Genomic DNA, 22,109 nt, shown 5'->3' on the forward strand with positions numbered 1-22,109 from the left:
TTTATTGAGCAAATGGCATTCCAAGGAATCTTAATAATTCTCTTGCTTCCTCGTCTGTCTTTGCAGTAGTTACAAATATTATATCCATTCCTCTTACTTTATCAATCTTGTCATATTCTATTTCAGGGAATATTGTTTGCTCTTTTATTCCTAGAGCATAGTTACCTCTTCCATCGAATGATTTTGTAGGTACGCCTCTGAAGTCTCTAACTCTTGGTAATGCTATGTTCATTAATTTGTCCGCAAATTGGAACATTTTCTCTTTTCTTAATGTAACTTTGCAACCAATAGCCATATTTTCTCTTATCTTAAAGTTAGCTACTGAATTCTTAGCTCTAGTTAAAACAGCTTTCTGTCCAGTAATTAATTCCATGTCGCTTACAGCAGCGTCTAACACTTTCGCGTTATCTTTTGCTTCTCCAACACCCATGTTTATAACTATCTTTTCAAGCTTTGGTACTTCCATGATATTTTTGTATCCGAACTTATCCATCATAGCTTGAACTACTTCATTATTATATTTCTCTTGTAGTCTTGCAACCATTTGTTATACCTCCTTTCGCGAATTAAAATGTTTCTCCGCACTTCTTGCAAACTCTTACTTTAGTACCGTCTTCAAGTACTTTATTGCTTATTCTAGTTACGTTCTTACATTTATCGCAGTATAGCATAACTTTTGAGCTGTTTATAGCTGCCTCAAAGTTAACTATTCCACCTTGCATATTTTGTCTGTTTGGTTTTTGATGTTTTGTTACTACGTTAACGCCAGCAACAACAACTTTTCCAGTCTTAGGATAAACAGCTAAAACTTCTCCAGTTTTACCTTTATCTTTTCCAGAGATAACCATTACAGTGTCTTTCTTTCTAACATGTACTTTCATTTCTGCTACCCCCTATCCTATAGTACTTCAGGTGCTAATGATAATATTTTGTTGTATTCTTTATCTCTTAGCTCCCTAGCAACAGGTCCGAAGATACGAGTTCCTCTTGGATTTTTATCGTCTTTTATAATAACAGCTGCGTTCTCATCAAATCTGATATAAGTCCCGTCTGCTCTTCTTAAACCTTTAACTGATCTAACAATAACTGCTTTTACTACGTCACCTTTTTTAACAACTCCACCTGGTGTTGCACTTTTAACGCTAGCAACAATTACGTCTCCGATGTTTCCCCATTTTCTTTTGGAACCACCAAGTACTCTAATACACATTATCTCTTTAGCACCAGAGTTATCCGCTACTTTTAATAATGTCTGTTGTTGTATCATGTAAATACCCTCCTTTCAGTTAACTATTTAGCTCTTTCCATGATTTCAACAAGTCTCCATCTCTTATCTTTAGATAGTGGTCTTGTTTCCATTATTAATACTCTATCGTTAACTTTTGCTTCATTATTCTCATCATGAGCCTTGAATTTAGTTGTTCTATTAACTGTTTTACCGTAAAGTGGATGTCTAACTTTAGTTTCAACCGCAACTACGATTGTTTTATCCATTTTGTCAGATACAACTCTACCTATTCTTGTTTTTCTATATGCTCTCTCCACAAGATGAACCTCCTTTCAGTATTACTGTTCGCAAGCCCTTAATTCTTCTTCTCTAAGGATGGTCTTAATTTGGGCTATAGACTTTTTAACCTGTTTAATTCTCATTGGGTTTTCTAACTGTCCTGTAGCTAACTGAAATCTTAGGTTAAATAATTCTGATTTAAGATCAGATAATTTTGCTTTTAAATCTTGAGCAGTACTTTGTCTCAATTCTTTTAATTCATTAGCCTTCATTGATTTCACCACCCATTTCCTCAAAATCTCTTCTAGTAACAAATTTAGTTGTTACAGGTAATTTGTGAGATGCAAGTCTCATTGCTTCTCTAGCAGCTTCCTCAGATACTCCAGATATTTCGAATAATACTCTACCTGGTTTAACTACTGCTACCCAATATTCTGGTGAACCTTTACCAGATCCCATACGAGTCTCTGCTGGTTTCTCAGTTACTGGTTTGTCAGGGAAGATTTTTATCCAAACCTTTCCTCCTCTTTTAACGTATCTATTTATAGCTATTCTGGCAGATTCGATTTGGTTGCTTGTAATCCAACCGCACTCAGTTGCTTGTAAAGCGAAGTCTCCATAAGCAATGAAGTTACCTCTTGTAGCTTTACCTTTCATTCTACCACGTTGTACCTTACGATGTTTAACTCTTTTAGGCATTAACATGTCAAATTCCTCCTTCCTTACACGTTATTATGAGTTTGATTCTTCCTTTTGAACTTTCTTAGCTGGAAGAACTTCACCCTTATACACCCAAACTTTAACTCCGATTTTACCATAGATTGTGTTTGCTTCAGTGAAACCATAATCTATATCAGCTCTTAATGTTTGTAGTGGAATAGTTCCTTCATGGTACTGCTCTGTTCTAGCGATTTCAGCTCCGCCTAATCTTCCTGAACATGCAGTCTTAACTCCTTTAACACCTGTTCTCATAGCTCTTTGAATTGTTTGTTTCATAGCTCTTCTGAAAGATATTCTCTTTTCAAGTTGAGCTGCTATGTTTTCAGCCATTAATTGTGCATTGTTTTCTGGTTGTTTTACTTCAACTATGTTTATTAAAACATATTTATCTCCAACAACATTCTTTAATGCAACTTTAAGCTCTTCTATACCTTGACCGCCTTTTCCGATAACCATTCCTGGTTTAGCAGTGTATATGTTAATCTTAACTCTTTTAGCTGCTCTCTCTATCTCAATTTTTGATATGCCAGCAGTGAATAACTTTTTCTTTAAGTATTCTCTGATAGCATTATCTTCAACTAAGTTATCTGCAAAGTTTTTCTTATCTGCATACCATTTAGCGTCCCAATCCTTGATAACACCAACTCTTAGGCCGTGTGGATGTACTTTTTGACCCACTCTATTTCCCTCCTTTTTAAGCTCTTTCTTTAACTATAATAGTTATATGGCTAGTTCTCTTTAATATTCTGAATGCTCTTCCTTGAGCGTGTGGTCTGAATCTCTTTAATGTTGGACCCGCACCAGTGTGAGCCTCTGCAACATATAGTCTGTTTCTATCTAAATTAAAGTTGTTTTCTGCATTCGCAACAGCTGATTTTAATAATTTGTTTACTACAACAGCTGCATCTTTTGGAGTATATTGTAATATAGCGAAAGCTTCATTTACATTTTTATCTCTTATAAGATCAAGAACAATCCCAACTTTCATAGGAGACATTCTTACATATTTAGCTATAGCTTTAGCTTCCATTGATAACTTCCTCCTTCCCGTACTATCTCATTCTACTTGATTTTTCCTTAGCAATATGACCTTTGAAAGTTCTAGTTAAAGCGAACTCTCCAAGCTTGTGTCCAACCATGTCTTCTTGAACATATACTGGAACGTGCTTTCTTCCGTCATGTACAGCGATTGTGTGTCCTATCATTTGTGGAAAAATTGTAGAACTTCTTGACCAAGTCTTAACAACTTTCTTCTCGCCTGCTTTATTCATTTCTTCTATCTTCTTAAGAAGAGATTCTTTTACAAAAGGTCCTTTTTTTACTGATCTACTCACTTATAGTGGCCTCCCTTCATGCAAACTACTTATAATCAGAAGAGAATAGATTTCTCTTCTAATTACTTGCTATTTCTTTTCTTAACAATAAACTTATCAGAGTATTTCTTAGTCTTTCTAGTTTTGTATCCAAGAGCTGGTTTACCCCATGGAGTACGTGGGCTAGCGTGACCGATTGGAGATCTACCTTCTCCACCTCCGTGTGGGTGGTCATTAGGGTTCATAACAGAACCTCTAACTGTAGGTCTGATACCCATGTGTCTCTTTCTTCCTGCTTTACCTATGTTAACAATTTCGTGTGTTAAGTTAGAAACTGTTCCTATAGTAGCTCTGCAGTTAACTCTGATGTATCTAACTTCACCTGAAGGTAATCTTAATTGAGCGTAATCTGATTCTTTAGCCATTAATTGAGCTGAAGATCCTGCAGATCTAACTAATTGAGCACCTTTTCCAACTTGAAGCTCGATGTTGTGAACTATAGTACCAACTGGGATGTTAGCTATTGGAAGAGTGTTTCCAACTTTGATATCAGCATCTGGTCCAGATACTACAGTATCACCAACTTTTAATCCAACTGGAGCTATGATGTATCTCTTCTCACCGTCAGCATATACAACTAATGCTATGTAAGCAGATCTGTTTGGATCGTACTCGATAGTTGCAACTTTCGCTGGGATACCATCCTTAGTTCTCTTGAAATCTATTAATCTATATTTTTGCTTCGCTCCACCACCGTGGTGACGAACAGTTATTTTACCTTGAGCATTTCTACCACCAGTTTTTTTCTTTGATACAAGAAGTGACTTCTCAGGTACATTTGTAGTTATTTCTTCAAATGTTGCCATAGTCATGTTTCTTCTTGAAGGAGTGGTAGGTTTAAACTTTTTAACTGCCATTAGGTTTCCCTCCTTTTTTAGCTTATCTGGCTACTCGCCAATACTTGCTTTGTGATTTATTATTGCATTCCCTCAAAGAACTCAATAGTTTTGCTGTCTGCTGTTAATGTAACAACAGCTTTTTTGAAGTCAGCTCTTTTACCAACGTGTACTCCAACTCTTTTAACTTTTCCTAAGTTTCTAAGAGTTTTAACGTCTTCAACCTTAACTCCAAATACTTCTTCAACAGCTTTCTTTATTTGAACTTTGTTAGCGTGTATGTCAACGATGAAAGTGTATTTCTTTTCTGCCATAGCAGCCATACTTTTTTCAGTTATAACAGGTTTTCTTATGATATCATAACTAGTCATTTTCATTATGCATACACCTCCTCAATTTTTGATACAGCTTCTTTAGTGATCATTAAGTTCTCATATTTTAATATGTCGTAAACATTTATGTTGTTTACTGGAACTACTGATACACCTGGAATGTTTCTAGCTGATTTATAAACATTCTCGTTTGATTCAGCAACTACTATTAATGTCTTCTTAGCTTCGAAAGCATTTAACATGTTAACTACTGCTTTAGTTTTTGGAGCTTCAAAAGATAAGCTTTCTAAAACTATCATTTCGTTATCTTGTACTTTAGAAGTTAAAGCTGACTTCATAGCTGTTCTTCTCATGCTCTTTGGAACTGAAACTCTGTAATCACGTGGTTTTGGTGCGAACACGATACCTCCGTGAATCCATTGTGGAGCTCTTATAGAACCTTGTCTTGCTCTTCCTGTTCCTTTTTGTCTCCAAGGCTTAATTCCTCCGCCTCTTACTTCAGCTCTTGTTTTAGCACTTTGAGTTCCTTGTCTCTTGTTAGCTAACTGAGCTAATACAACTTGGTGCATAGCTTCAACGCTAACTTCAGCACCAAATATGCTTTCATTTAATTGGATTTCTCCAACTTCTTTTCTCTCAGTGTTATACACTTTTAATGTAGGCATTCTGCATCCTCCTTCCCTTATGCTTTAACAGCGTCTCTTATTACTACTAAACCTTTGTTTGGTCCAGGTATTCCACCTTTAACAAGAATTATGTTCTTCTCAGGTATTACTCTTACTATTTCAAGGTTTAATACTGTTGTATTAACACAACCCATGTGTCCAGGCATTTTCTTGTTTTTGAATGTTCTTGATGGATCTGATGATGCTCCCATAGAACCAACTGCTCTGTGGAACTTTGAACCGTGGCTCATAGGTCCTCTGTGGAAGTTGTGTCTCTTAATAACACCAGCGAATCCTTTTCCTTTAGATATACCAGATACATCTATTTTATCTCCAGCAGCAAAAATTTCTGCTTTGATTTCGCTTCCTACTTCGTAAGCGCTTGTATCTTCTAATCTAAATTCTTTTATGTGTCTTCTTACAACAACACCTGCTTTATCGAACTCACCCTTCTTTGGTTTGTTAACGATATTTTCTCTTATATCACCGAATCCAACTTTTATTGCTTCGTATCCATCGTTCTCAACAGTTTTCTTTTGGATAACTACGCATGGACCTGCTTCTACAACTGTAACTGGAACTACTTTTCTATTCTCATCGAATATTTGAGTCATTCCTAATTTTTTACCCATTATAGCTTTTTTCATTACAATACACCTCCTACTTATTAGCGGACCACCTTAGTGATCATAATAGTTAGTAATAGTTTTTCTATTACCCGTACTATTAGTTGTTACAAACTAAATACGATTATAATTTTATTTCGATATCAACACCTGCTGGTAAGTCTAATCTCATTAAAGCATCAACAGTTTTTGGTGATGGACTTAATATATCGATTAGTCTCTTGTGAGTTCTTATTTCGAACTGCTCTCTAGAATCTTTGTATTTGTGTGGAGCTCTTAAGATAGTTATAACATCTTTCTCAGTTGGTAGTGGTACTGGACCAGCAACCTTTGCTCCTGTGTTCTTAGCAGTCTCAACAATCTTCTCTGCTGATTGATCAAGTATTGTGTGATCAAACGCCTTTAATCTAATTCTGATTTTTTGTTTTGACATTGTGTTCCCTCCTTTTCATCGCACGCTATTACTTCTTACGCGCAACAGCGGATGTTCTGTAAACTGTTCCTAGTGTTTCCTATTTTTCAAGAAAACAATAGACACACCACAGACCCCGTCGCCCAATTCTTGATTAGGACATGCTCGGTTAAGAATTCCCCCGGAAGTCCGGCAACCTCTCACCTCATCGCTGTTACCACATTGCAACTTCTATAGTATACATTATTTTATTGTATTTGACAAGACTTTTATTTTATTTTTATTCTTGCCAAATACTTGATATCACTTACATTTATTCAATAAATTTTCAACAAATTTCGTCATTCTCAAAATATATACATCATATATATTTTATCCTTCAACATCAAATTACATTCAATACTGCTTAATATTTTTTCATAACACAACTTATTATTATGTTATGTTTTCTTTCGTTTAATTCATTATTTTTCGTAACTACATTTAGTTATTCTACACTAAGTTTTATATAATTTCAACACATAAAATTAGGTAAAAAAATAGAGAGCTGGGCGTCCCCCTCTCTCTATCTTTTTTCTATAGATTTTATTGTGCACACGACTTCCATATAACATCCTAGTGTTACGTTGACTACTCATCAGTTATTGGATGTCTTGTTTTAGAATTCTTTTTAGTCTTTCAAGACTATTCCTTATCCATTACAGATATTAACTAGTTAATTCAATTCTTATTTAAAAGAATTATTTGCTTAAGCTTTTAGTACTCTTACGAGGTTTATCATGATTATATTTATTTATTTTTAATTATAGTAATTAATACTAGAAGTTAAAACTATTCGATTATAGAAGTAACAACTCCTGAACCTACAGTTCTTCCACCTTCTCTGATCGCGAATCTTAATCCTTCATCCATAGCGATTGGAGTGATTAATTCAACGTTCATGTCGATGTGGTCTCCAGGCATTACCATTTCCATTCCTTCTGGTAATTTGATTGATCCTGTAACGTCAGTTGTTCTGAAGTAGAATTGTGGTCTGTATCCATCGAAGAATGGAGTGTGTCTTCCACCCTCTTCTTTTTTAAGTACGTATACTTGACCTACGAATTTTGTGTGTGGGTGTACTGAACCTACTTTTGAAAGTACTTGACCTCTTTCGATGTCTGTTCTTTGTACTCCTCTTAATAGAGCTCCGATGTTATCTCCAGCTTGTGCTTCATCAAGAAGTTTTCTGAACATCTCTACTCCTGTACATACTACTTTTCTCTTATCTTCGCTTAATCCAACGATTTCGATTTCATCTCCTACATGAAGTACTCCAGCTTCAACTCTTCCTGTTGCAACTGTTCCTCTTCCTGTAATTGTGAATACGTCCTCTACTGGCATTAAGAATGGCTTATCTGTTGCTCTCTCTGGAGTTGGGATGTAGCTATCTACTGCTGCCATTAACTCCATTATGCATTTAGATGCTTCTTCATCTGTTGGGTTTTCTAATGCTTTTAATGCTGATCCTGTTATTATTGGAATATCATCACCTGGGAAGTCATACTCAGATAATAATTCTCTGATTTCCATTTCTACTAATTCTAATAATTCTGGATCGTCTACCATATCAGCTTTGTTTAAGAATACAACTATGTATTGTACTCCAACTCTTGATGCTAGTAGGATGTGCTCTCTTGTTTGAGGCATTGGACCATCTGCTGCAGATACAACTAGTATAGCTCCATCCATTTGTGCAGCTCCTGTGATCATGTTCTTAACATAGTCAGCGTGTCCTGGACAATCAACGTGTGCATAGTGTCTTGTTTCTGTTTCATACTCAACGTGTGAAGTGTTGATTGTTATTCCTCTTTCTTTTTCTTCTGGTGCTTTATCGATATCAGCATAGTTGAATGCTTCTGCATATCCTCTGTTAGCTAATACTGATGTTATAGCAGCTGTTAATGTAGTCTTACCGTGGTCAACGTGTCCTATAGTTCCAATGTTAACGTGCGGTTTGCTTCTTTCAAATTTTGCTTTTGCCATTTCAAATTCCTCCTTATTTAGAAAACAATGATTTATAATCTATTATTTATCTGAAATTATTTTTTAGCTATTTCTTCTTGGATACTCTTTGGAACTTCTTCGTAGTGATCGAATACCATTGAGTAAACTCCTCTACCTTGAGTTCTTGATCTTAAAGTAGTTGCATATCCAAACATTTGAGATAGTGGTACGAACGATCTGATAACTTGCGCGCCGTTAACAGCTTCCATTCCTTCTATTCTACCTCTTCTAGAGTTGATATCACCCATTACATCTCCCATGTACTCTTCTGGAACTGTAACTTCTACTTTCATCATTGGTTCAAGTAGAACTGGGTCTGCTTTAGCCATAGCGTTTTTGAATGCCATAGATCCAGCAATTTTGAATGCCATTTCTGATGAGTCAACTTCGTGGTATGATCCGTGTACAAGTCTAATTTTGAAGTTTATAGTTTCGTATCCAGCAATTATACCGTTCTTAGCAGCTTCTCTGATTCCGTTGTCGATTGGTGCAATGTACTCTTTTGGAATTGCTCCTCCAACTACAGCATTTTCGAATACGTAATCTCCTTCGATTGGTTCCATTTCGATTACACAGTGACCATATTGTCCTTTACCACCTGATTGCTTAGCGTATTTAGCTTCAGCTTTAACAGGCTTTCTGATAGTCTCTTTGTAAGCAACTTGTGGAGCTCCAACATTACATTCAACTTTGAACTCTCTTGTTAATCTGTCAACTATGATATCTAAGTGAAGCTCACCCATACCAGATATGATTGTTTGACCAGTTTCTTGATCAGTGTGAGTTTTAAAAGTTGGATCCTCTTCAGCAAGTTTAGCTAAAGCTAATCCCATCTTCTCTTGACCAGCTTTTGTCTTTGGCTCTATAGCTACAGATATAACTGGCTCTGGGAATTCCATTGATTCAAGAACTATTGGGTGGTTTTCGCTACATAGAGTATCCCCTGTAGTAGTGTTCTTTAATCCAATAACTGCTCCTAATTCACCAGCTTCTAATGTCTCAACTTCTTCTCTTGTGTTAGAGTGCATCTTAACAAGTCTTCCGATTCTTTCCTTCTTACCTTTTGTTGAGTTAAGAACGTAAGAACCACTTTGCATTATTCCTGAGTATACTCTTGTGAAAGCAAGTTTTCCAACAAATGGGTCAGTAGCAATTTTGAATGCTAACGCTGACATTGGAGCTTCATCTGAAGCTTCTCTTGAATCTTCTTCTCCCTCAAGGTTAGTTCCAGTAACAGCAGGGATATCTAATGGTGATGGTAAGTATGCCACAACACCGTTAATCATTTCTTGAACCCCTTTGTTTTTGTATGAAGAACCGCAGATACATGGAACAATTTCGTTAGCTATAGTAGCTTTTCTTAATGCAACATGTAATTCCTCTTCAGTGATCTCTTCACCTTCAAGATACTTTTCCATTAATACTTCATCTGTTTCAGCTATAGCTTCTATCATAGCCATTCTGTACTCTTCAGCTTGATCTTTTAATTCTGCAGGAATTTCTTCTCTTCTTACATCTTTTCCAAGATCATCGTATGTTATTATAGCATGATTTCCTATTAAGTCGATCATACCTTTGAATTCTGATTCAGCTCCAACTGGTATTTGTATTGGAACTGCATTAGCTTTTAATCTATCTCTTACAGTATTGATGCATCTAAAGAAGTTTGCTCCAGTTGCATCCATCTTATTTACGTATATCATTCTTGGTACGCCATACTTGTCTGCCTGTCTCCAAACAGTTTCAGTTTGTGGCTCAACTCCACTCTTAGCATCAAGAACTGTAACAGCACCATCAAGTACTCTTAAAGATCTCTCAACCTCTACTGTGAAGTCTACGTGTCCAGGAGTATCGATGATGTTAAGCTCATGTCCTTCCCAGAAACAAGTTGTAGCAGCAGAAGTAATTGTTATTCCTCTCTCTTGCTCTTGAACCATCCAGTCCATTTGAGATGCACCTTCGTGAGTTTCCCCTATTTTATGTGTTTTACCTGTATAAAATAGAATACGCTCAGTAGTAGTAGTTTTACCTGCATCTATATGCGCCATAATTCCAAAATTACGGAATTTTTCTAACGGATATTGTCTAGCCATTCGTATTTCCTCCTCTAGCGAGTATTTTTAAATTCGACAAAACTGTTTTGGCTTTAGCCAAAACAGTTTTGAATTAGTATCTGTAATGAGCAAAAGCCTTATTCGCTTCAGCCATTTTATGAGTATCTTCTCTTTTCTTAACTGCAGCTCCAGTATTATTAGAAGCATCAACTAACTCGTTAGCTAATCTTTCTCTCATGTACTTCTCGCCTCTTTTTTCGCAAGCAAGTAACATCCATCTAATTCCTAAAGTCTGTCTTCTTTCAGGTCTAACTTCGATAGGCACTTGGTATGTTGCTCCACCTATTCTTCTAGCTTTAACCTCTAGTAATGGCATTATGTTGTTCATAGCTGCCTCGAACACCTCTAGTGGTTCTTTACCAGTTTTCTCAGTAACGATTGCGAATGCATCGTATACTATCTTCTGAGCAACACCTTTTTTACCATCTTCCATTACACTGTTTATTAACTTTGTAACAACTTTTGAGTTGTACATTGGATCTGGTAATACATCTCTTTTTGCAATAAATCCTTTTCTTGGCATCTTTCTTCCCTCCTTAACATTTTAAATTAACTCATAGGTACTCGGTACATATACCGTAAAATGCTCTGCTTCTATATCTATTTAAATTAATTATTTAACTCTCCATAAATTCGAAGGCATAGCACTCTCTAACTATGACCTATTTTTTCTTAGGTCTCTTAGCACCGTATTTAGATCTTGATTGTAATCTGTTTGCTACTCCAGCTGAGTCTAAAGCTCCTCTTACGATGTGATATCTACATCCTGGAAGGTCCTTAACTCTTCCACCTCTTATAAGAACAACACTGTGCTCTTGTAAGTTGTGTCCCTCACCTGGGATATAAGCAGTAACTTCGTATCCGTTTGTAAGTCTAACTCTGGCAACTTTTCTTAACGCTGAGTTTGGCTTCTTAGGAGTACTAGTTTTAACAACTGTACAAACTCCTCTTTTTTGTGGGCACTCTTTTAATGCTGGTGCAGTAGATTTTGTTGCTAATGTTGATCTACCTTTTCTTACTAATTGGTTTATAGTTGGCATTGTGTCACCTCCTCATTTATTTGGAAAATTTTTGTTTTTATCTATCATATAATAATAATAGATATTCTATAATAATTAGATTGATAGCTATTCTTTAATTATGAGTGCTGTTGCAGCTGAAACATCAATCCCACAAAGAACTCCTAGTTCTTTCATGGTGTCAATCTCTTCAATCTCTAGGGACTTATCTGCTGCTATCTTAAGTATTGGTTCAAGTAATCTCATATCAGCATCTTTCGCAACATATAATTTACTTCCTAGATTGTTTTTCAAGGCTTTTGCTGTTTGCTTTATGCCAACAACCTTTTCACCTGTCAGTCTAGTTACCATACTACTATCCCCCCTCATAACTCAAGTTTAGAAAGTGATAAAACACATTGTTTTTATTCACACACAAAATGTATTTTATCACTTAATATATATCATGTCAAGAAAATGTAAGGCATGATTATGCGTTAATTTCTACCTCTTCTACCACTGGTTTATTATCAGAAATTTTGATACCTCTATATCTGTTCATTCCTGTTCCAGCAGGTATTAATTTACCTATAATTACATTCTCTTTTAATCCAACAAGTGGATCAATTTTTCCTTTAATTGCTGCATCTGTAAGAACTCTTGTAGTCTCTTGGAATGAAGCTGCAGATAAGAATGAATCTGTAGCAAGTGCAGCCTTAGTAATACCAAGTAATGCAATCTTACCTTCTGCTGGCTCTCCACCTTGAGCTATCGCTCTTTCATTTGCTTCTTCGAAGTCGAATATATCCATCATTGTACCTGGTAATAAATCAGTATCTCCAGTCTCTTCAACTTTTATCTTTCTAGTCATTTGTCTAATTACTACCTCAAGGTGTTTATCATTGATATCAACCCCTTGCAGTCTATAAACCTTTTGAACTTCAGAAAGAAGATAGTTTTTAACACCTTTAACACCTTTAATTCTAATGATGTCATGTGGGTTAACTGATCCTTCTGTGATTTCGTCTCCTGCCTCTATTATTTCACCATTTTGAACTTTTACTCTTGAGCCAAATGGTATATCATAAGAATGCTCTTCTCCATCATTTCCAGTAACAATAACTGTTCTCTTCTTCTTAGTTTCTTCTATTCTAACTGTACCTGCACAATCACTAACTATCGCAAGTCCTTTTGGTTTTCTAGCTTCAAATAACTCTTCAACCCTTGGAAGACCCTGTGTAATATCGGCTCCAACAACTCCCCCTGTGTGGAAGGTTCTCATTGTAAGCTGTGTTCCAGGTTCTCCGATTGATTGAGCTGCTATAATTCCAACAGCCTCACCAATATTAATCTTATCTGCTGTTGCCATGTTCATACCATAACACTTAGCGCAGACACCAATTTTACAGTTACATGTGAATACAGATCTAATTTTAACTTTCTTAACTCCAGCTTTTTCAACTTTTTCAGCTAAAGCCGAATTCATGTATTCATCTCTCTCAACAATAACTTCACCAGTTGCTGGATGAAGTACTTGTTCAGCACTATATCTACCTGATAGTCTCTCACTTAGTGGCTCGATTACTTCAGATCCTTCTTTGATTTCAGTAACCTCATACCCCTCATGAGTACCACAGTCTTCTTCTCTTACTATAACATCTTGGCTTACGTCAACAAGTCTTCTTGTTAAGTATCCTGAGTCAGCAGTCTTAAGGGCTGTATCGGCGTTTCCTTTTCTCGCTCCGTGAGTAGATAAGAAGTACTCTAATACTTCAAGACCTTCTCTGAATGAAGCTCTGATTGGAAGCTCGATAATCTTACCAGATGGACTCGCCATAAGTCCTCTCATCCCTGCAAGCTGTTTAATCTGACTCTTAGAACCTCTGGCTCCAGAGTCCGCCATCATGTTGATTGGATTGAACTTATCCAAACTATCCATAAGTGCGTTCGCTACATCTTCTGTAGTCTTAGTCCACTTATCAATAACCTTCTCATATCTTTCATCTTCAGATATGAATCCTCTTCTGTACATTTTTTCAATCTTCTCTACTGTCGCATCTGCATCTGCAAGTAAATCCTTCTTAACTGGAGGAACTTCCATGTCAGCAATAGCAACTGTAATAGCACCAATTGTAGAATAGTGATATCCTTTTGCTTTTATAGCATCTAGCATTTTAGATGTTTCAGAAGGTCCATGTAATGTATAGCATTTATCTATAATTGTACCAAGATTCTTCTTACTTACTAGGAAATCTACCTCTAATTTAAACTCATTACCTGGAATAGATCTATCTACAAAACCTAAATCCTGTGGTATTGACTCATTAAATAATAATCTTCCTAAAGTAGTATCTATCATACCATACTCTTTTTTACCATCTACTTCTCTGCACATTCTAACTTTAATAGCAGCATGTATTTCTACATCTTTAGCTGCATATGCCATCATAACCTCATCTGGTGAAGAGAATACTCTTCCTTCTCCCTTAGCTCCCTCTCTATCTAATGTTAGGTAGTAAGAACCAAGAACCATGTCCTGTGTAGGTGCACAAACTGGTTTACCATCTGATGCTTTCATGATGTTGTGAGCTCCAAGCATTAAGAATCTTGCTTCTGCTTGTGCTTCTACTGACAATGGAACGTGAACCGCCATTTGGTCTCCGTCGAAGTCAGCGTTATATGCTGTACAAACAAGTGGATGTAATTTTATAGCTCTACCTTCTACAAGGATTGGCTGGAATGCTTGAATTCCAAGTCTGTGAAGAGTAGGAGCACGGTTTAGAAGAACTGGATGATCTTGAATTACACCTTCAAGTATATCCCATACTTGAGGCTGAACTCTTTCAACCATTCTCTTTGCACTCTTAATGTTGTGTGCAACTCCACTTTCAGTAAGCTTTTTCATTACAAATGGCTTAAATAATTCTAATGCCATTTCTTTTGGAAGACCACATTGATACATCTTTAATTCTGGTCCTACAACGATAACCGAACGTCCTGAGTAGTCAACACGCTTACCAAGTAAGTTTTGTCTGAATCTTCCTTGCTTTCCTTTTAACATATCAGAAAGTGATTTTAAAGGTCTGTTACCAGGACCTGTTACTGGTCTACCTCTTCTTCCATTGTCGATTAATGAGTCAACTGCTTCTTGAAGCATTCTCTTCTCATTTCTAACGATAATGTCAGGAGCTTGTAAATCAAGCAACTTTTTAAGTCTATTATTTCTGTTTATAACTCTTCTGTATAAATCATTAAGGTCAGATGTTGCGAATCTTCCTCCATCAAGCTGGACCATAGGTCTAAGGTCTGGTGGAATAACAGGTATTACATCTATTATCATCCATTCTGGCTTATTGTGAGATTTTCTAAAAGATTCAACTACGTCTAATCTTCTAATAGTTCTTATTTTCTTCTGTCCTGTACTTGTTTTAAAATCTTCTTTTAACTCAGCAGAAAGTTTTTCTAAGTCTATATCTTGTAATAAGATTTTTACAGACTCAGCTCCCATACCTGCTACGAATCCATCATATCCATATTTGTCTACTGCTTCTCTATAATCTTTTTCAGTTAAGATTTGTTTCTTATCTAGTGGTGTATCTTTTGGATCTAACACAACATAAGAAGCAAAGTATAATACTTTCTCTAAAGAACGTGGTGACATATCAAGGATTAATCCCATACGAGATGGTATACCTTTGAAGTACCAGATGTGAGACACAGGGGCAGCAAGCTCTATGTGCCCCATTCTCTCACGTCTTACTTTAGATTTTGTGACCTCAACACCACATCTATCACATACTATACCTTTATATCTAACCCTTTTATATTTTCCACAGTGACATTCCCAGTCTTTTATTGGTCCAAATATTCTTTCACAGAATAAACCATCTCTTTCTGGCTTTAAGGTTCTGTAGTTTATTGTTTCAGGTTTCTTTACTTCTCCTCTAGACCATTCTCTGATCTGTTCTGGTGAAGCTAACCCTATTTGTATTGCATCAAAATTATTTAATTCAACCAAGGGTACATCCTCCCTTCCATTTAGTGTTCATCATTAAAATCATCTAAAACTAAATCGCTATCCAAATCAGATTCTAGGTTAATATCCAAATCTGAATCTAAGTCATCACTGAATTCATCTAAATTAATATCTAATTCAGCATCCTCATCCACATCAGATCCTTCAATATCTATAGGCTCAGCAAATTCTTTTGATGGTTCAGCAGGAGTCACTTCTTCCTTGCCTTCCATATTCACTTCTAATTCCTCTACCTCATCTTCAATAGACTCTCTAAGTTTTATTTCTTCAAGGCTTTCATCAAGCAACTTAACATCTAAGCAAAGCGCTTGAAGTTCTTTGATAAGAACTTTGAATGATTCTGGAACACCTGGTTCTGGAATATTCTCACCCTTAACAATAGCCTCATAAGTTTTAACTCTTCCAACAACGTCATCAGACTTAACAGTTAAGATTTCTTGAAGTGTGTGTGCAGCTCCGTATGCTTCTAGAGCCCAAACCTCCATCTCTCCAAATCTTTGTCCTCCGAACTGTGCTTTACCACCAAGTGGCTGTTGAGTTACTAGTGAGTATGGTCCAGTAGATCTTGCGTGTATCTTATCATCAACTAAGTGGTGAAGCTTTAAGATATACATGTATCCAACTGTTACTCTGTTATCAAACGGTTCCCCTGTTCTTCCATCGTATAGAACAGTCTTTCCATCTCTATTATATCCAGCTTTTTCTAAGCAATCTTGAATCTCTACGTCTAATGCACCATCAAATACTGGAGTAGCTATATGCCATCCTAATTCGCTTGCTGCCCATCCTAAGTGAACCTCTAGTACCTGACCGATGTTCATACGTGATGGTACCCCTAGTGGGTTTAAGCAGATTTGAAGTGCCCTTCCGTCTGGTAAGAATGGCATATCCTCAACTGGTAATACTCTTGAGATAACCCCTTTGTTACCGTGACGTCCAGCCATCTTATCTCCTACAGAGATTTTTCTCTTTTGAGCTATATAGCATCTTACTAATTGATTTACTCCTGGTGGAAGTTCATCTGCATTATCTTTAGTAAATACTTTAACATCTACTATAATACCTGCTTCTCCATGAGGAACTCTTAATGATGTATCTCTAACTTCTCTAGCTTTCTCTCCGAATATTGCTCTAAGTAATCTCTCTTCAGCAGTTAATTCTGTTTCTCCCTTTGGAGTAACTTTTCCTACTAATATATCTCCTGATCTTACTTCGGCACCTATTCTAATTATTCCACGCTCGTCGATATCTCTTAGAGCATCTTCACCAACGTTTGGAATATCTCTAGTTATTTCTTCAGGTCCTAGTTTAGTATCTCTAGCCTCTGATTCATATTCTTCTATATGGACAGAAGTGAAGATATCATCTCTTACTAACTCTTCAGAAATAAGCATAGCATCCTCGTAGTTATAACCTTCCCAAGTTATAAATCCGATTCTGATGTTCTTTCCTAAAGCTATTTCACCTAGGTCTGTAGATGGACCGTCAGCTAAAACAGTGTTTACTTCAACCCTCTCGCCTTTATCAACGATTGGACGTTGGTTTACACAGGTTCCTGCGTTTGATCTCTTGAACTTTAATAGGTGGTATGTGTCTGTACCGCCATCTGAATCTCTTTTTATTCTAACCTCGTTAGCACTTACATAAGATACAACTCCAGCATTTTTAGCCTTAGGTAATACCCCTGAGTCTACTGCTGCTTTGTACTCTATTCCTGTACCAACAACTGGTGCTTGCGTTTTTAATAGTGGAACTGCTTGACGTTGCATGTTTGATCCCATCAGTGCACGAGTAGCGTCGTCATTCTCAAGGAACGGTATCATTGCTGTCGCAACAGAAACGATCTGTCTTGGAGATATATCTATAAGATCTACCTCTTCTCTGTTTACAACAATAACATCTTCTCTTGCTCTAACAGTAACCTTCTTATCAATGAAGTGTCCTTCTGCATCTAATGGCTCACTAGCTTGAGCTACTAGGTAGTTATCCTCTTCATCTGCAGTAATATATATAATTTTGTCTATAGCCTTACCTAGCTTTTTATCAACCACTCTATATGGCGTCTGCATAAATCCATACTCATTTACCTTAGCATAAGTAGCTAATGAGTTAATAAGACCTATGTTCGGACCCTCTGGTGTCTCGATAGGACACATTCTTCCATAGTGAGAGTAGTGAACGTCTCTTACTTCAAATCCAGCTCTTTCTCTAGATAATCCTCCAGGTCCTAAAGCTGATAATCTTCTCTTATGTGTTAACTCAGATAATGGGTTAGTTTGATCCATGAACTGTGATAACTGAGAGCTTCCAAAGAATTCTTTAATAGACGCAACAACTGGTCTAATGTTTATTAATGCTTGTGGAGTAATTATCTCTTGGTCTTGAACAGTCATTCTTTCCTTAACTACTCTTTCCATTCTAGAAAGCCCAATTCTAAATTGGTTCTGTAATAACTCTCCTACAGATCTTAATCTTCTATTACCTAAGTGGTCTATATCATCTATATTACCAACTCCATATGGTAAGCCAAGTTCATAACTTAGTGTTGCATATATATCATCTCTGATTATATGTTTTGGAATCAGTCTTGTAATATTTGCTTTTATTTGTTCTCTTATATCATCTTCATCACTGTATGTGTCTAATATCTCTTTTAAAGTTGGATAATGAACATACTCTTTAACATGTAAATCTGAAACATCAAAATTCACATATTTAGCTAAATCAACAAAGTTGTTTCCTATGACTCTAATAACTCTATCATCAACCTGAATATCAACAGAATTTATTCCTAAGTTCTGAATTTCAGTTGCTAATTCTCTATCTATCCTGCTACCCTTTTCAACGATAATTTCACCTGTTTCTGGGTGTATTATATTTTCAGCAGCAATTTGATTCATAATTCTAAGTCTGATAGCTAACTTCTTATTGAATTTATATCTACCTACTCTTGATAAATCATATCTTTTCGCATCAAAGAATAATGATTCTATTAATGAAATGGCACTGTCCACAGTTGGTGGTTCACCAGGTCTTAATCTCTTATAGATTTCTAATAGCGCATCATTCTTATCCTTTGTATTATCTTTTTCAAGAGATGCCTTTAATCTTTCATCTTCACCGAAGATTTCAAGAATCTCTGCATCACTACCATAGTTAAGCATTACTCTCATTAAAACAGTAATAGGTAGCTTTCTTGTCTTGTCTATTCTTACATATATTATATCGTTAGAGTCTGTCTCGTACTCAAGCCAAGCCCCTCTATTCGGTATAACTGTTGCAGAATATAACTTTTTACCTGTTTTGTCTACTTCTTCTTTGTAATATACTCCTGGAGATCTAACTAGCTGACTAACAATAACTCTCTCAGCTCCGTTGATAACAAAGGTACCTTGATCAGTCATAAGTGGGAAATCTCCCATAAAGACTTCTTGTTCCTTTATTTCTCCTGTTTCATTGTTTTGTAGTCTAACTTTCACCTTCAATGGTGCTGCATAAGTAGTATCTCTTTCTTTGCACTGTTCAATTGAGTATTTAATATTTTCCATATCCAACTTATAGTTGACAAATTCTAAAGATAAATTGCCAGTATAGTCTTGTATTGGATTAATATCATCAAATACCTCGTGCAAACCTTCAGCTAAGAACCAATCATATGAGTCTAATTGCACCTCAATTAAATTTGGCATCTCCGCCGTTTCTTTTACCTTGGAAAAGCTCATTCTTTCCCTTTTACCAACTTTTACAGGATGTACCATATTATTTTCACCCCTTGTATAAACTAAAATAACCCAAGACACACTTTCCCCTAGGACTTTGTGTTTCGGACTCACACTTGTTCATCATGCAATTTTACCCAAATCAAAAAAAATTATTCATTGTCCGCAAACCAAAAGGTTCCACCTAATTTTTTCACATTTTACTCTTACCGCATGATTTTATATACTTTATTCGCATTGAAATATGATATCACTAAACTTATCACATGTCAACAATTATTTCATTTATTTCTAAATTTCTTCATTTTCTGAGGAAATTCTTCTGTTACAAAAATGGAGTACTTAATCTAAGTACTCCATAATATAAATCTTTTAAAGATCTACTATTTTACTTCAACAGTAGCTCCAACTTCTTCAAGTTTAGCTTTCATGTTTTCAGCATCTTCTTTGCTTACAGCTTCTTTAATTGTTTTAGGAGCTCCATCAACTATATCTTTAGCTTCTTTTAATCCTAATCCAGTTAATTCTCTAACAACTTTTATAACTTTTATTTTTCCTGCTCCAGCGTTAGTTAATACTACGTCGAATTCAGTTTTCTCTTCAGCTGCTGCTGCTCCAGCTCCTGCTCCTGCAACTGCTACTGGTGCTGCTGCGCTTACTCCAAATTCCTCTTCACAAGCCTTTACTAGCTCGTTTAATTCTAAAACAGTCATATCTTTAATAGCTTGAATTATTTCTTCTCTTGTCATTTTAAAATGCACCTCCGAATATTTTTAAATAATTAATGTGTTTTTTCTAACTACAAATTAGTATATATTACTCTGCTACTTCTTCGCCTTTTTTCTCAGCAACTGCACTTAATAAGTACGCTAAGTTTGAAAGTGGAGCTTTGAAGCTTCCAAGTAGTTTTGCAAGAAGTACGTCTCTTGATGGTATAGAAGCGATTTCTGTAATCTCTTTCTCACCGTAAAGAGTTCCTTGGATAACCCCTGCTTTTAATTTAAGTTTTTTATGAGTTTTTGCAAAGTCATTTAAAACTCTTGCTGGAGCTGTTGGATCTTCATATCCTAGAGCTATTGATACTGGCCCTTGAAGATATTGATCTAATCCTTCAATTCCTAATTCTTTAGCAGCTAATGTTACTAGAGTGTTTTTGTATACTCTATATTCAACACCTGCTTCTCTTAATGCTTTTCTTAATTGTGTATCTTCTTCAACGTTAAGTCCTTGATACTCACTAAGAACAACTCCTTGAGCACTTTGTAACTTTTCCTTTATTTCAGCAACTTTTGCTTCTTTTAAAGATCTATTTTTACTTTGCACTGTGTGTCCACCTCCTTACAGTTTTCACTGTATTTTTCCAAAAATTAAGGTCTCCCCGTAGACACACGAAGAGACCAATAAAAATCACATTTATTAGCATCCTCGGTAGGTATAAGTTACGCTTAAAGCACCTACTGTCTACGGAAATATATTCAACTCTTTGTATTATAACAGATTACTCTGTATAATGCAATACTAATCTAAAACTTTTGCTGGGTTAACTTTAACTCCAGGTCCCATAGTTGATGCTACAGTAACTGATTTAATGTATTGACCTTTAGCTGCAGCTGGTTTAGCTTTAACTATAGCGTCCATTAAAGTGTGGAAGTTCTCTTGAAGTTTTTCAACTCCGAAAGATGTCTTACCAATTCCTACGTGTACGATAGCTGTTTTATCAACTCTGTACTCAACTTTACCAGCTTTAATATCATTTAAAGCTTTAGCAACGTCAAATGTAACTGTTCCTGATTTTGGATTTGGCATTAATCCTTTTGGTCCTAATACTCTACCTAGTCTTCCAACTACACCCATCATATCTGGAGTAGCTACAACTACATCAAAATCAAACCAGTTTTCTTTTTGGATCTTATCTACTAATTCTTCTGCTCCAACGAAATCAGCTCCAGCAGCTTCTGCTTCTTTAGCCTTATCTCCTTTAGCGAAAACTAATACTCTAACAGTTTTACCTGTTCCGTGTGGAAGCACTACTGCTCCTCTTACTTGTTGATCTGCATGTCTTGGGTCAACACCAAGTCTTACGTGAACTTCGATAGTCTCATCAAATTTAGCTTTTGATGTTTTTATTGCAAGGTCCATAGATTCTGCTGGTGTATATAGAGCGTTTTTGTCTACTAATTTAGCACTCTCTATGTAGTTCTTTCCCATTTTAGCCATTTTGCATCCTCCTTTGTGGTATTAACGGTTTTTGCCTCCCACCGAATTAATTGAATTACTCTTCGATTACTATTCCCATGCTTCTAGCTGTTCCAGCTATCATGCTCATAGCAGCTTCTACTGATGCAGCGTTTAAATCTGGCATCTTAAGCTCAGCAATTTCTCTAACTTTAGCTTTAGAAACTGTTGCAACTTTAGTTCTGTTTGGAACTCCTGAACCGCTTTCGATTCCAGCTGCTTTCTTAAGTAATACTGCTGCTGGTGGAGTTTTTAATATGAAGCTGAAAGATCTATCCTGATATACAGTTATAACAACTGGTATTATCATACCTGGTTGATCCGCAGTCTTCGCGTTAAATTCCTTACAGAATCCCATAATGTTTACACCGTGTTGACCAAGTGCAGGTCCAACTGGTGGTGCTGGTGTTGCCTTCCCTGCAGGAAGTTGAAGTTTTATCATTCCTGTTATTTTCTTAGCCATGAGTTTACACCTCCTATATTGTGGTAA

Annotated in this window: 25 protein-coding genes and 1 other annotated feature; all 25 genes read right to left on the reverse strand. The window is 36.2% G+C overall.

The features are described from left to right. Window position 1 precedes the first annotated feature (1 nt). Window positions 2–544 (reverse strand): 50S ribosomal protein L5, encoded by a 543-nt coding sequence (gene rplE / locus BN1075_RS06720; protein ID WP_040192292.1) that lies wholly within the window; start codon window positions 542–544, stop codon window positions 2–4. Between the two features lie 22 nt (window positions 545–566). Then, window positions 567–881 (reverse strand): 50S ribosomal protein L24, encoded by a 315-nt coding sequence (gene rplX, locus BN1075_RS06725; RefSeq protein WP_040192293.1) that lies wholly within the window; start codon window positions 879–881, stop codon window positions 567–569. Between the two features lie 17 nt (window positions 882–898). Next, window positions 899–1,267 (reverse strand): 50S ribosomal protein L14, encoded by a 369-nt coding sequence (gene rplN / locus BN1075_RS06730; RefSeq protein ID WP_040192294.1) that lies wholly within the window; start codon window positions 1,265–1,267, stop codon window positions 899–901. Between the two features lie 23 nt (window positions 1,268–1,290). Then, window positions 1,291–1,545, reverse strand: coding sequence for a 30S ribosomal protein S17 (gene rpsQ / locus BN1075_RS06735; RefSeq protein ID WP_040192295.1), 255 nt, complete (start codon window positions 1,543–1,545; stop codon window positions 1,291–1,293). A 21-nt stretch (window positions 1,546–1,566) separates the two neighbouring features. Next, window positions 1,567–1,779, reverse strand: coding sequence for a 50S ribosomal protein L29 (gene rpmC / locus BN1075_RS06740; RefSeq protein ID WP_040192296.1), 213 nt, complete (start codon window positions 1,777–1,779; stop codon window positions 1,567–1,569). Further along, window positions 1,769–2,212, reverse strand: coding sequence for a 50S ribosomal protein L16 (rplP, locus tag BN1075_RS06745; protein WP_040192297.1), 444 nt, complete (start codon window positions 2,210–2,212; stop codon window positions 1,769–1,771). Before rplP ends, rpmC begins: the two co-directional genes overlap by 11 nt. Before the next feature lie 27 nt (window positions 2,213–2,239). Then, window positions 2,240–2,905, reverse strand: coding sequence for a 30S ribosomal protein S3 (rpsC, locus tag BN1075_RS06750; protein ID WP_040192298.1), 666 nt, complete (start codon window positions 2,903–2,905; stop codon window positions 2,240–2,242). A gap of 16 nt (window positions 2,906–2,921) precedes the next feature. Further along, on the reverse strand, window positions 2,922–3,257 hold the full coding sequence (rplV, locus tag BN1075_RS06755; protein WP_040192299.1) for a 50S ribosomal protein L22: 336 nt from the start codon (window positions 3,255–3,257) through the stop codon (window positions 2,922–2,924). A 22-nt stretch (window positions 3,258–3,279) separates the two neighbouring features. Continuing rightward, window positions 3,280–3,561, reverse strand: a complete 282-nt coding sequence (gene rpsS / locus BN1075_RS06760) for a 30S ribosomal protein S19 (RefSeq protein ID WP_040192300.1) — start codon at window positions 3,559–3,561, stop codon at window positions 3,280–3,282. A 62-nt stretch (window positions 3,562–3,623) separates the two neighbouring features. Next, entirely contained in the window at window positions 3,624–4,457 is an 834-nt protein-coding gene (gene rplB, locus BN1075_RS06765) for a 50S ribosomal protein L2 (protein WP_040192301.1), read from the reverse strand. A gap of 59 nt (window positions 4,458–4,516) precedes the next feature. Beyond that, window positions 4,517–4,813, reverse strand: a complete 297-nt coding sequence (gene rplW / locus BN1075_RS06770; RefSeq protein WP_040192302.1) for a 50S ribosomal protein L23 — start codon at window positions 4,811–4,813, stop codon at window positions 4,517–4,519. Next, window positions 4,813–5,433: a 50S ribosomal protein L4 gene (gene rplD, locus BN1075_RS06775; RefSeq protein WP_040192303.1), complete on the reverse strand. Its 621-nt coding sequence runs from the start codon at window positions 5,431–5,433 to the stop codon at window positions 4,813–4,815. Before rplD ends, rplW begins: the two co-directional genes overlap by 1 nt. A 17-nt stretch (window positions 5,434–5,450) precedes the next feature. Next, window positions 5,451–6,080 carry a 50S ribosomal protein L3 gene (rplC, locus tag BN1075_RS06780; RefSeq protein ID WP_040192304.1) on the reverse strand — a complete coding sequence of 210 codons (630 nt, stop codon included), beginning with the start codon at window positions 6,078–6,080 and terminating at the stop codon, window positions 5,451–5,453. Window positions 6,081–6,183: 103 nt separating this feature from the next. Then, on the reverse strand, window positions 6,184–6,492 hold the full coding sequence (gene rpsJ, locus BN1075_RS06785) for a 30S ribosomal protein S10 (RefSeq protein WP_040192305.1): 309 nt from the start codon (window positions 6,490–6,492) through the stop codon (window positions 6,184–6,186). A gap of 810 nt (window positions 6,493–7,302) precedes the next feature. Beyond that, window positions 7,303–8,496 (reverse strand): elongation factor Tu, encoded by a 1,194-nt coding sequence (tuf, locus tag BN1075_RS06790; RefSeq protein WP_040192306.1) that lies wholly within the window; start codon window positions 8,494–8,496, stop codon window positions 7,303–7,305. A gap of 56 nt (window positions 8,497–8,552) precedes the next feature. Then, entirely contained in the window at window positions 8,553–10,610 is a 2,058-nt protein-coding gene (fusA, locus tag BN1075_RS06795) for an elongation factor G (protein ID WP_040192307.1), read from the reverse strand. Between the two features lie 73 nt (window positions 10,611–10,683). Further along, a complete protein-coding gene (gene rpsG, locus BN1075_RS06800) occupies window positions 10,684–11,154 on the reverse strand; it encodes a 30S ribosomal protein S7 (protein WP_040192308.1) in 471 nt (156 codons plus the stop codon). Between the two features lie 139 nt (window positions 11,155–11,293). Continuing rightward, entirely contained in the window at window positions 11,294–11,671 is a 378-nt protein-coding gene (gene rpsL / locus BN1075_RS06805) for a 30S ribosomal protein S12 (RefSeq protein WP_040192309.1), read from the reverse strand. Between the two features lie 87 nt (window positions 11,672–11,758). Continuing rightward, window positions 11,759–12,001, reverse strand: a complete 243-nt coding sequence (locus tag BN1075_RS06810; protein ID WP_040192310.1) for a ribosomal L7Ae/L30e/S12e/Gadd45 family protein — start codon at window positions 11,999–12,001, stop codon at window positions 11,759–11,761. Between the two features lie 118 nt (window positions 12,002–12,119). Beyond that, entirely contained in the window at window positions 12,120–15,647 is a 3,528-nt protein-coding gene (gene rpoC / locus BN1075_RS06815) for a DNA-directed RNA polymerase subunit beta' (RefSeq protein ID WP_040192311.1), read from the reverse strand. Window positions 15,648–15,667: 20 nt separating this feature from the next. Then, a complete protein-coding gene (gene rpoB, locus BN1075_RS06820; RefSeq protein ID WP_040192426.1) occupies window positions 15,668–19,423 on the reverse strand; it encodes a DNA-directed RNA polymerase subunit beta in 3,756 nt (1,251 codons plus the stop codon). Between the two features lie 344 nt (window positions 19,424–19,767). Further along, a complete protein-coding gene (gene rplL, locus BN1075_RS06825; RefSeq protein WP_040192312.1) occupies window positions 19,768–20,133 on the reverse strand; it encodes a 50S ribosomal protein L7/L12 in 366 nt (121 codons plus the stop codon). Between the two features lie 67 nt (window positions 20,134–20,200). After that, window positions 20,201–20,707 (reverse strand): 50S ribosomal protein L10, encoded by a 507-nt coding sequence (rplJ, locus tag BN1075_RS06830; RefSeq protein WP_040192313.1) that lies wholly within the window; start codon window positions 20,705–20,707, stop codon window positions 20,201–20,203. A 33-nt stretch (window positions 20,708–20,740) separates the two neighbouring features. Next, window positions 20,741–20,869 (reverse strand) — a sequence feature (ribosomal protein L10 leader region). Window positions 20,870–20,902: 33 nt separating this feature from the next. After that, on the reverse strand, window positions 20,903–21,592 hold the full coding sequence (gene rplA, locus BN1075_RS06835) for a 50S ribosomal protein L1 (protein WP_042387061.1): 690 nt from the start codon (window positions 21,590–21,592) through the stop codon (window positions 20,903–20,905). Between the two features lie 64 nt (window positions 21,593–21,656). After that, window positions 21,657–22,082 (reverse strand): 50S ribosomal protein L11, encoded by a 426-nt coding sequence (gene rplK / locus BN1075_RS06840; RefSeq protein WP_040192315.1) that lies wholly within the window; start codon window positions 22,080–22,082, stop codon window positions 21,657–21,659. Window positions 22,083–22,109: the final 27 nt, after the last annotated feature.

The sequence above is a fragment of the Clostridium culturomicium genome (genome assembly GCF_000821305.1).
GTDB lineage: Bacteria > Bacillota > Clostridia > Clostridiales > Clostridiaceae > Clostridium_J > Clostridium_J culturomicium.

Bases quoted from the DNA above. Each gene is read 5' to 3' on its own strand.
- rplE (WP_040192292.1), bottom strand. From the start codon at position 544: ATGGTTGCAAGACTACAAGAGAAATATAATAATGAAGTAGTTCAAGCT.
- rplX (WP_040192293.1), bottom strand. From the start codon at position 881: ATGAAAGTACATGTTAGAAAGAAAGACACTGTAATGGTTATCTCTGGA.
- rplN (WP_040192294.1), bottom strand. From the start codon at position 1,267: ATGATACAACAACAGACATTATTAAAAGTAGCGGATAACTCTGGTGCT.
- rpmC (WP_040192296.1), bottom strand. From the start codon at position 1,779: ATGAAGGCTAATGAATTAAAAGAATTGAGACAAAGTACTGCTCAAGAT.
- rplP (WP_040192297.1), bottom strand. From the start codon at position 2,212: ATGTTAATGCCTAAAAGAGTTAAACATCGTAAGGTACAACGTGGTAGA.
- rplV (WP_040192299.1), bottom strand. From the start codon at position 3,257: ATGGAAGCTAAAGCTATAGCTAAATATGTAAGAATGTCTCCTATGAAA.
- rplB (WP_040192301.1), bottom strand. From the start codon at position 4,457: ATGGCAGTTAAAAAGTTTAAACCTACCACTCCTTCAAGAAGAAACATG.
- rplW (WP_040192302.1), bottom strand. From the start codon at position 4,813: ATGAAAATGACTAGTTATGATATCATAAGAAAACCTGTTATAACTGAA.
- rplD (WP_040192303.1), bottom strand. From the start codon at position 5,433: ATGCCTACATTAAAAGTGTATAACACTGAGAGAAAAGAAGTTGGAGAA.
- rplC (WP_040192304.1), bottom strand. From the start codon at position 6,080: ATGAAAAAAGCTATAATGGGTAAAAAATTAGGAATGACTCAAATATTC.
- rpsJ (WP_040192305.1), bottom strand. From the start codon at position 6,492: ATGTCAAAACAAAAAATCAGAATTAGATTAAAGGCGTTTGATCACACA.
- tuf (WP_040192306.1), bottom strand. From the start codon at position 8,496: ATGGCAAAAGCAAAATTTGAAAGAAGCAAACCGCACGTTAACATTGGA.
- fusA (WP_040192307.1), bottom strand. From the start codon at position 10,610: ATGGCTAGACAATATCCGTTAGAAAAATTCCGTAATTTTGGAATTATG.
- rpsG (WP_040192308.1), bottom strand. From the start codon at position 11,154: ATGCCAAGAAAAGGATTTATTGCAAAAAGAGATGTATTACCAGATCCA.
- rpsL (WP_040192309.1), bottom strand. From the start codon at position 11,671: ATGCCAACTATAAACCAATTAGTAAGAAAAGGTAGATCAACATTAGCA.
- BN1075_RS06810 (WP_040192310.1), bottom strand. From the start codon at position 12,001: ATGGTAACTAGACTGACAGGTGAAAAGGTTGTTGGCATAAAGCAAACA.
- rpoB (WP_040192426.1), bottom strand. From the start codon at position 19,423: ATGGTACATCCTGTAAAAGTTGGTAAAAGGGAAAGAATGAGCTTTTCC.
- rplL (WP_040192312.1), bottom strand. From the start codon at position 20,133: ATGACAAGAGAAGAAATAATTCAAGCTATTAAAGATATGACTGTTTTA.
- rplA (WP_042387061.1), bottom strand. From the start codon at position 21,592: ATGGGAAAGAACTACATAGAGAGTGCTAAATTAGTAGACAAAAACGCT.
- rplK (WP_040192315.1), bottom strand. From the start codon at position 22,082: ATGGCTAAGAAAATAACAGGAATGATAAAACTTCAACTTCCTGCAGGG.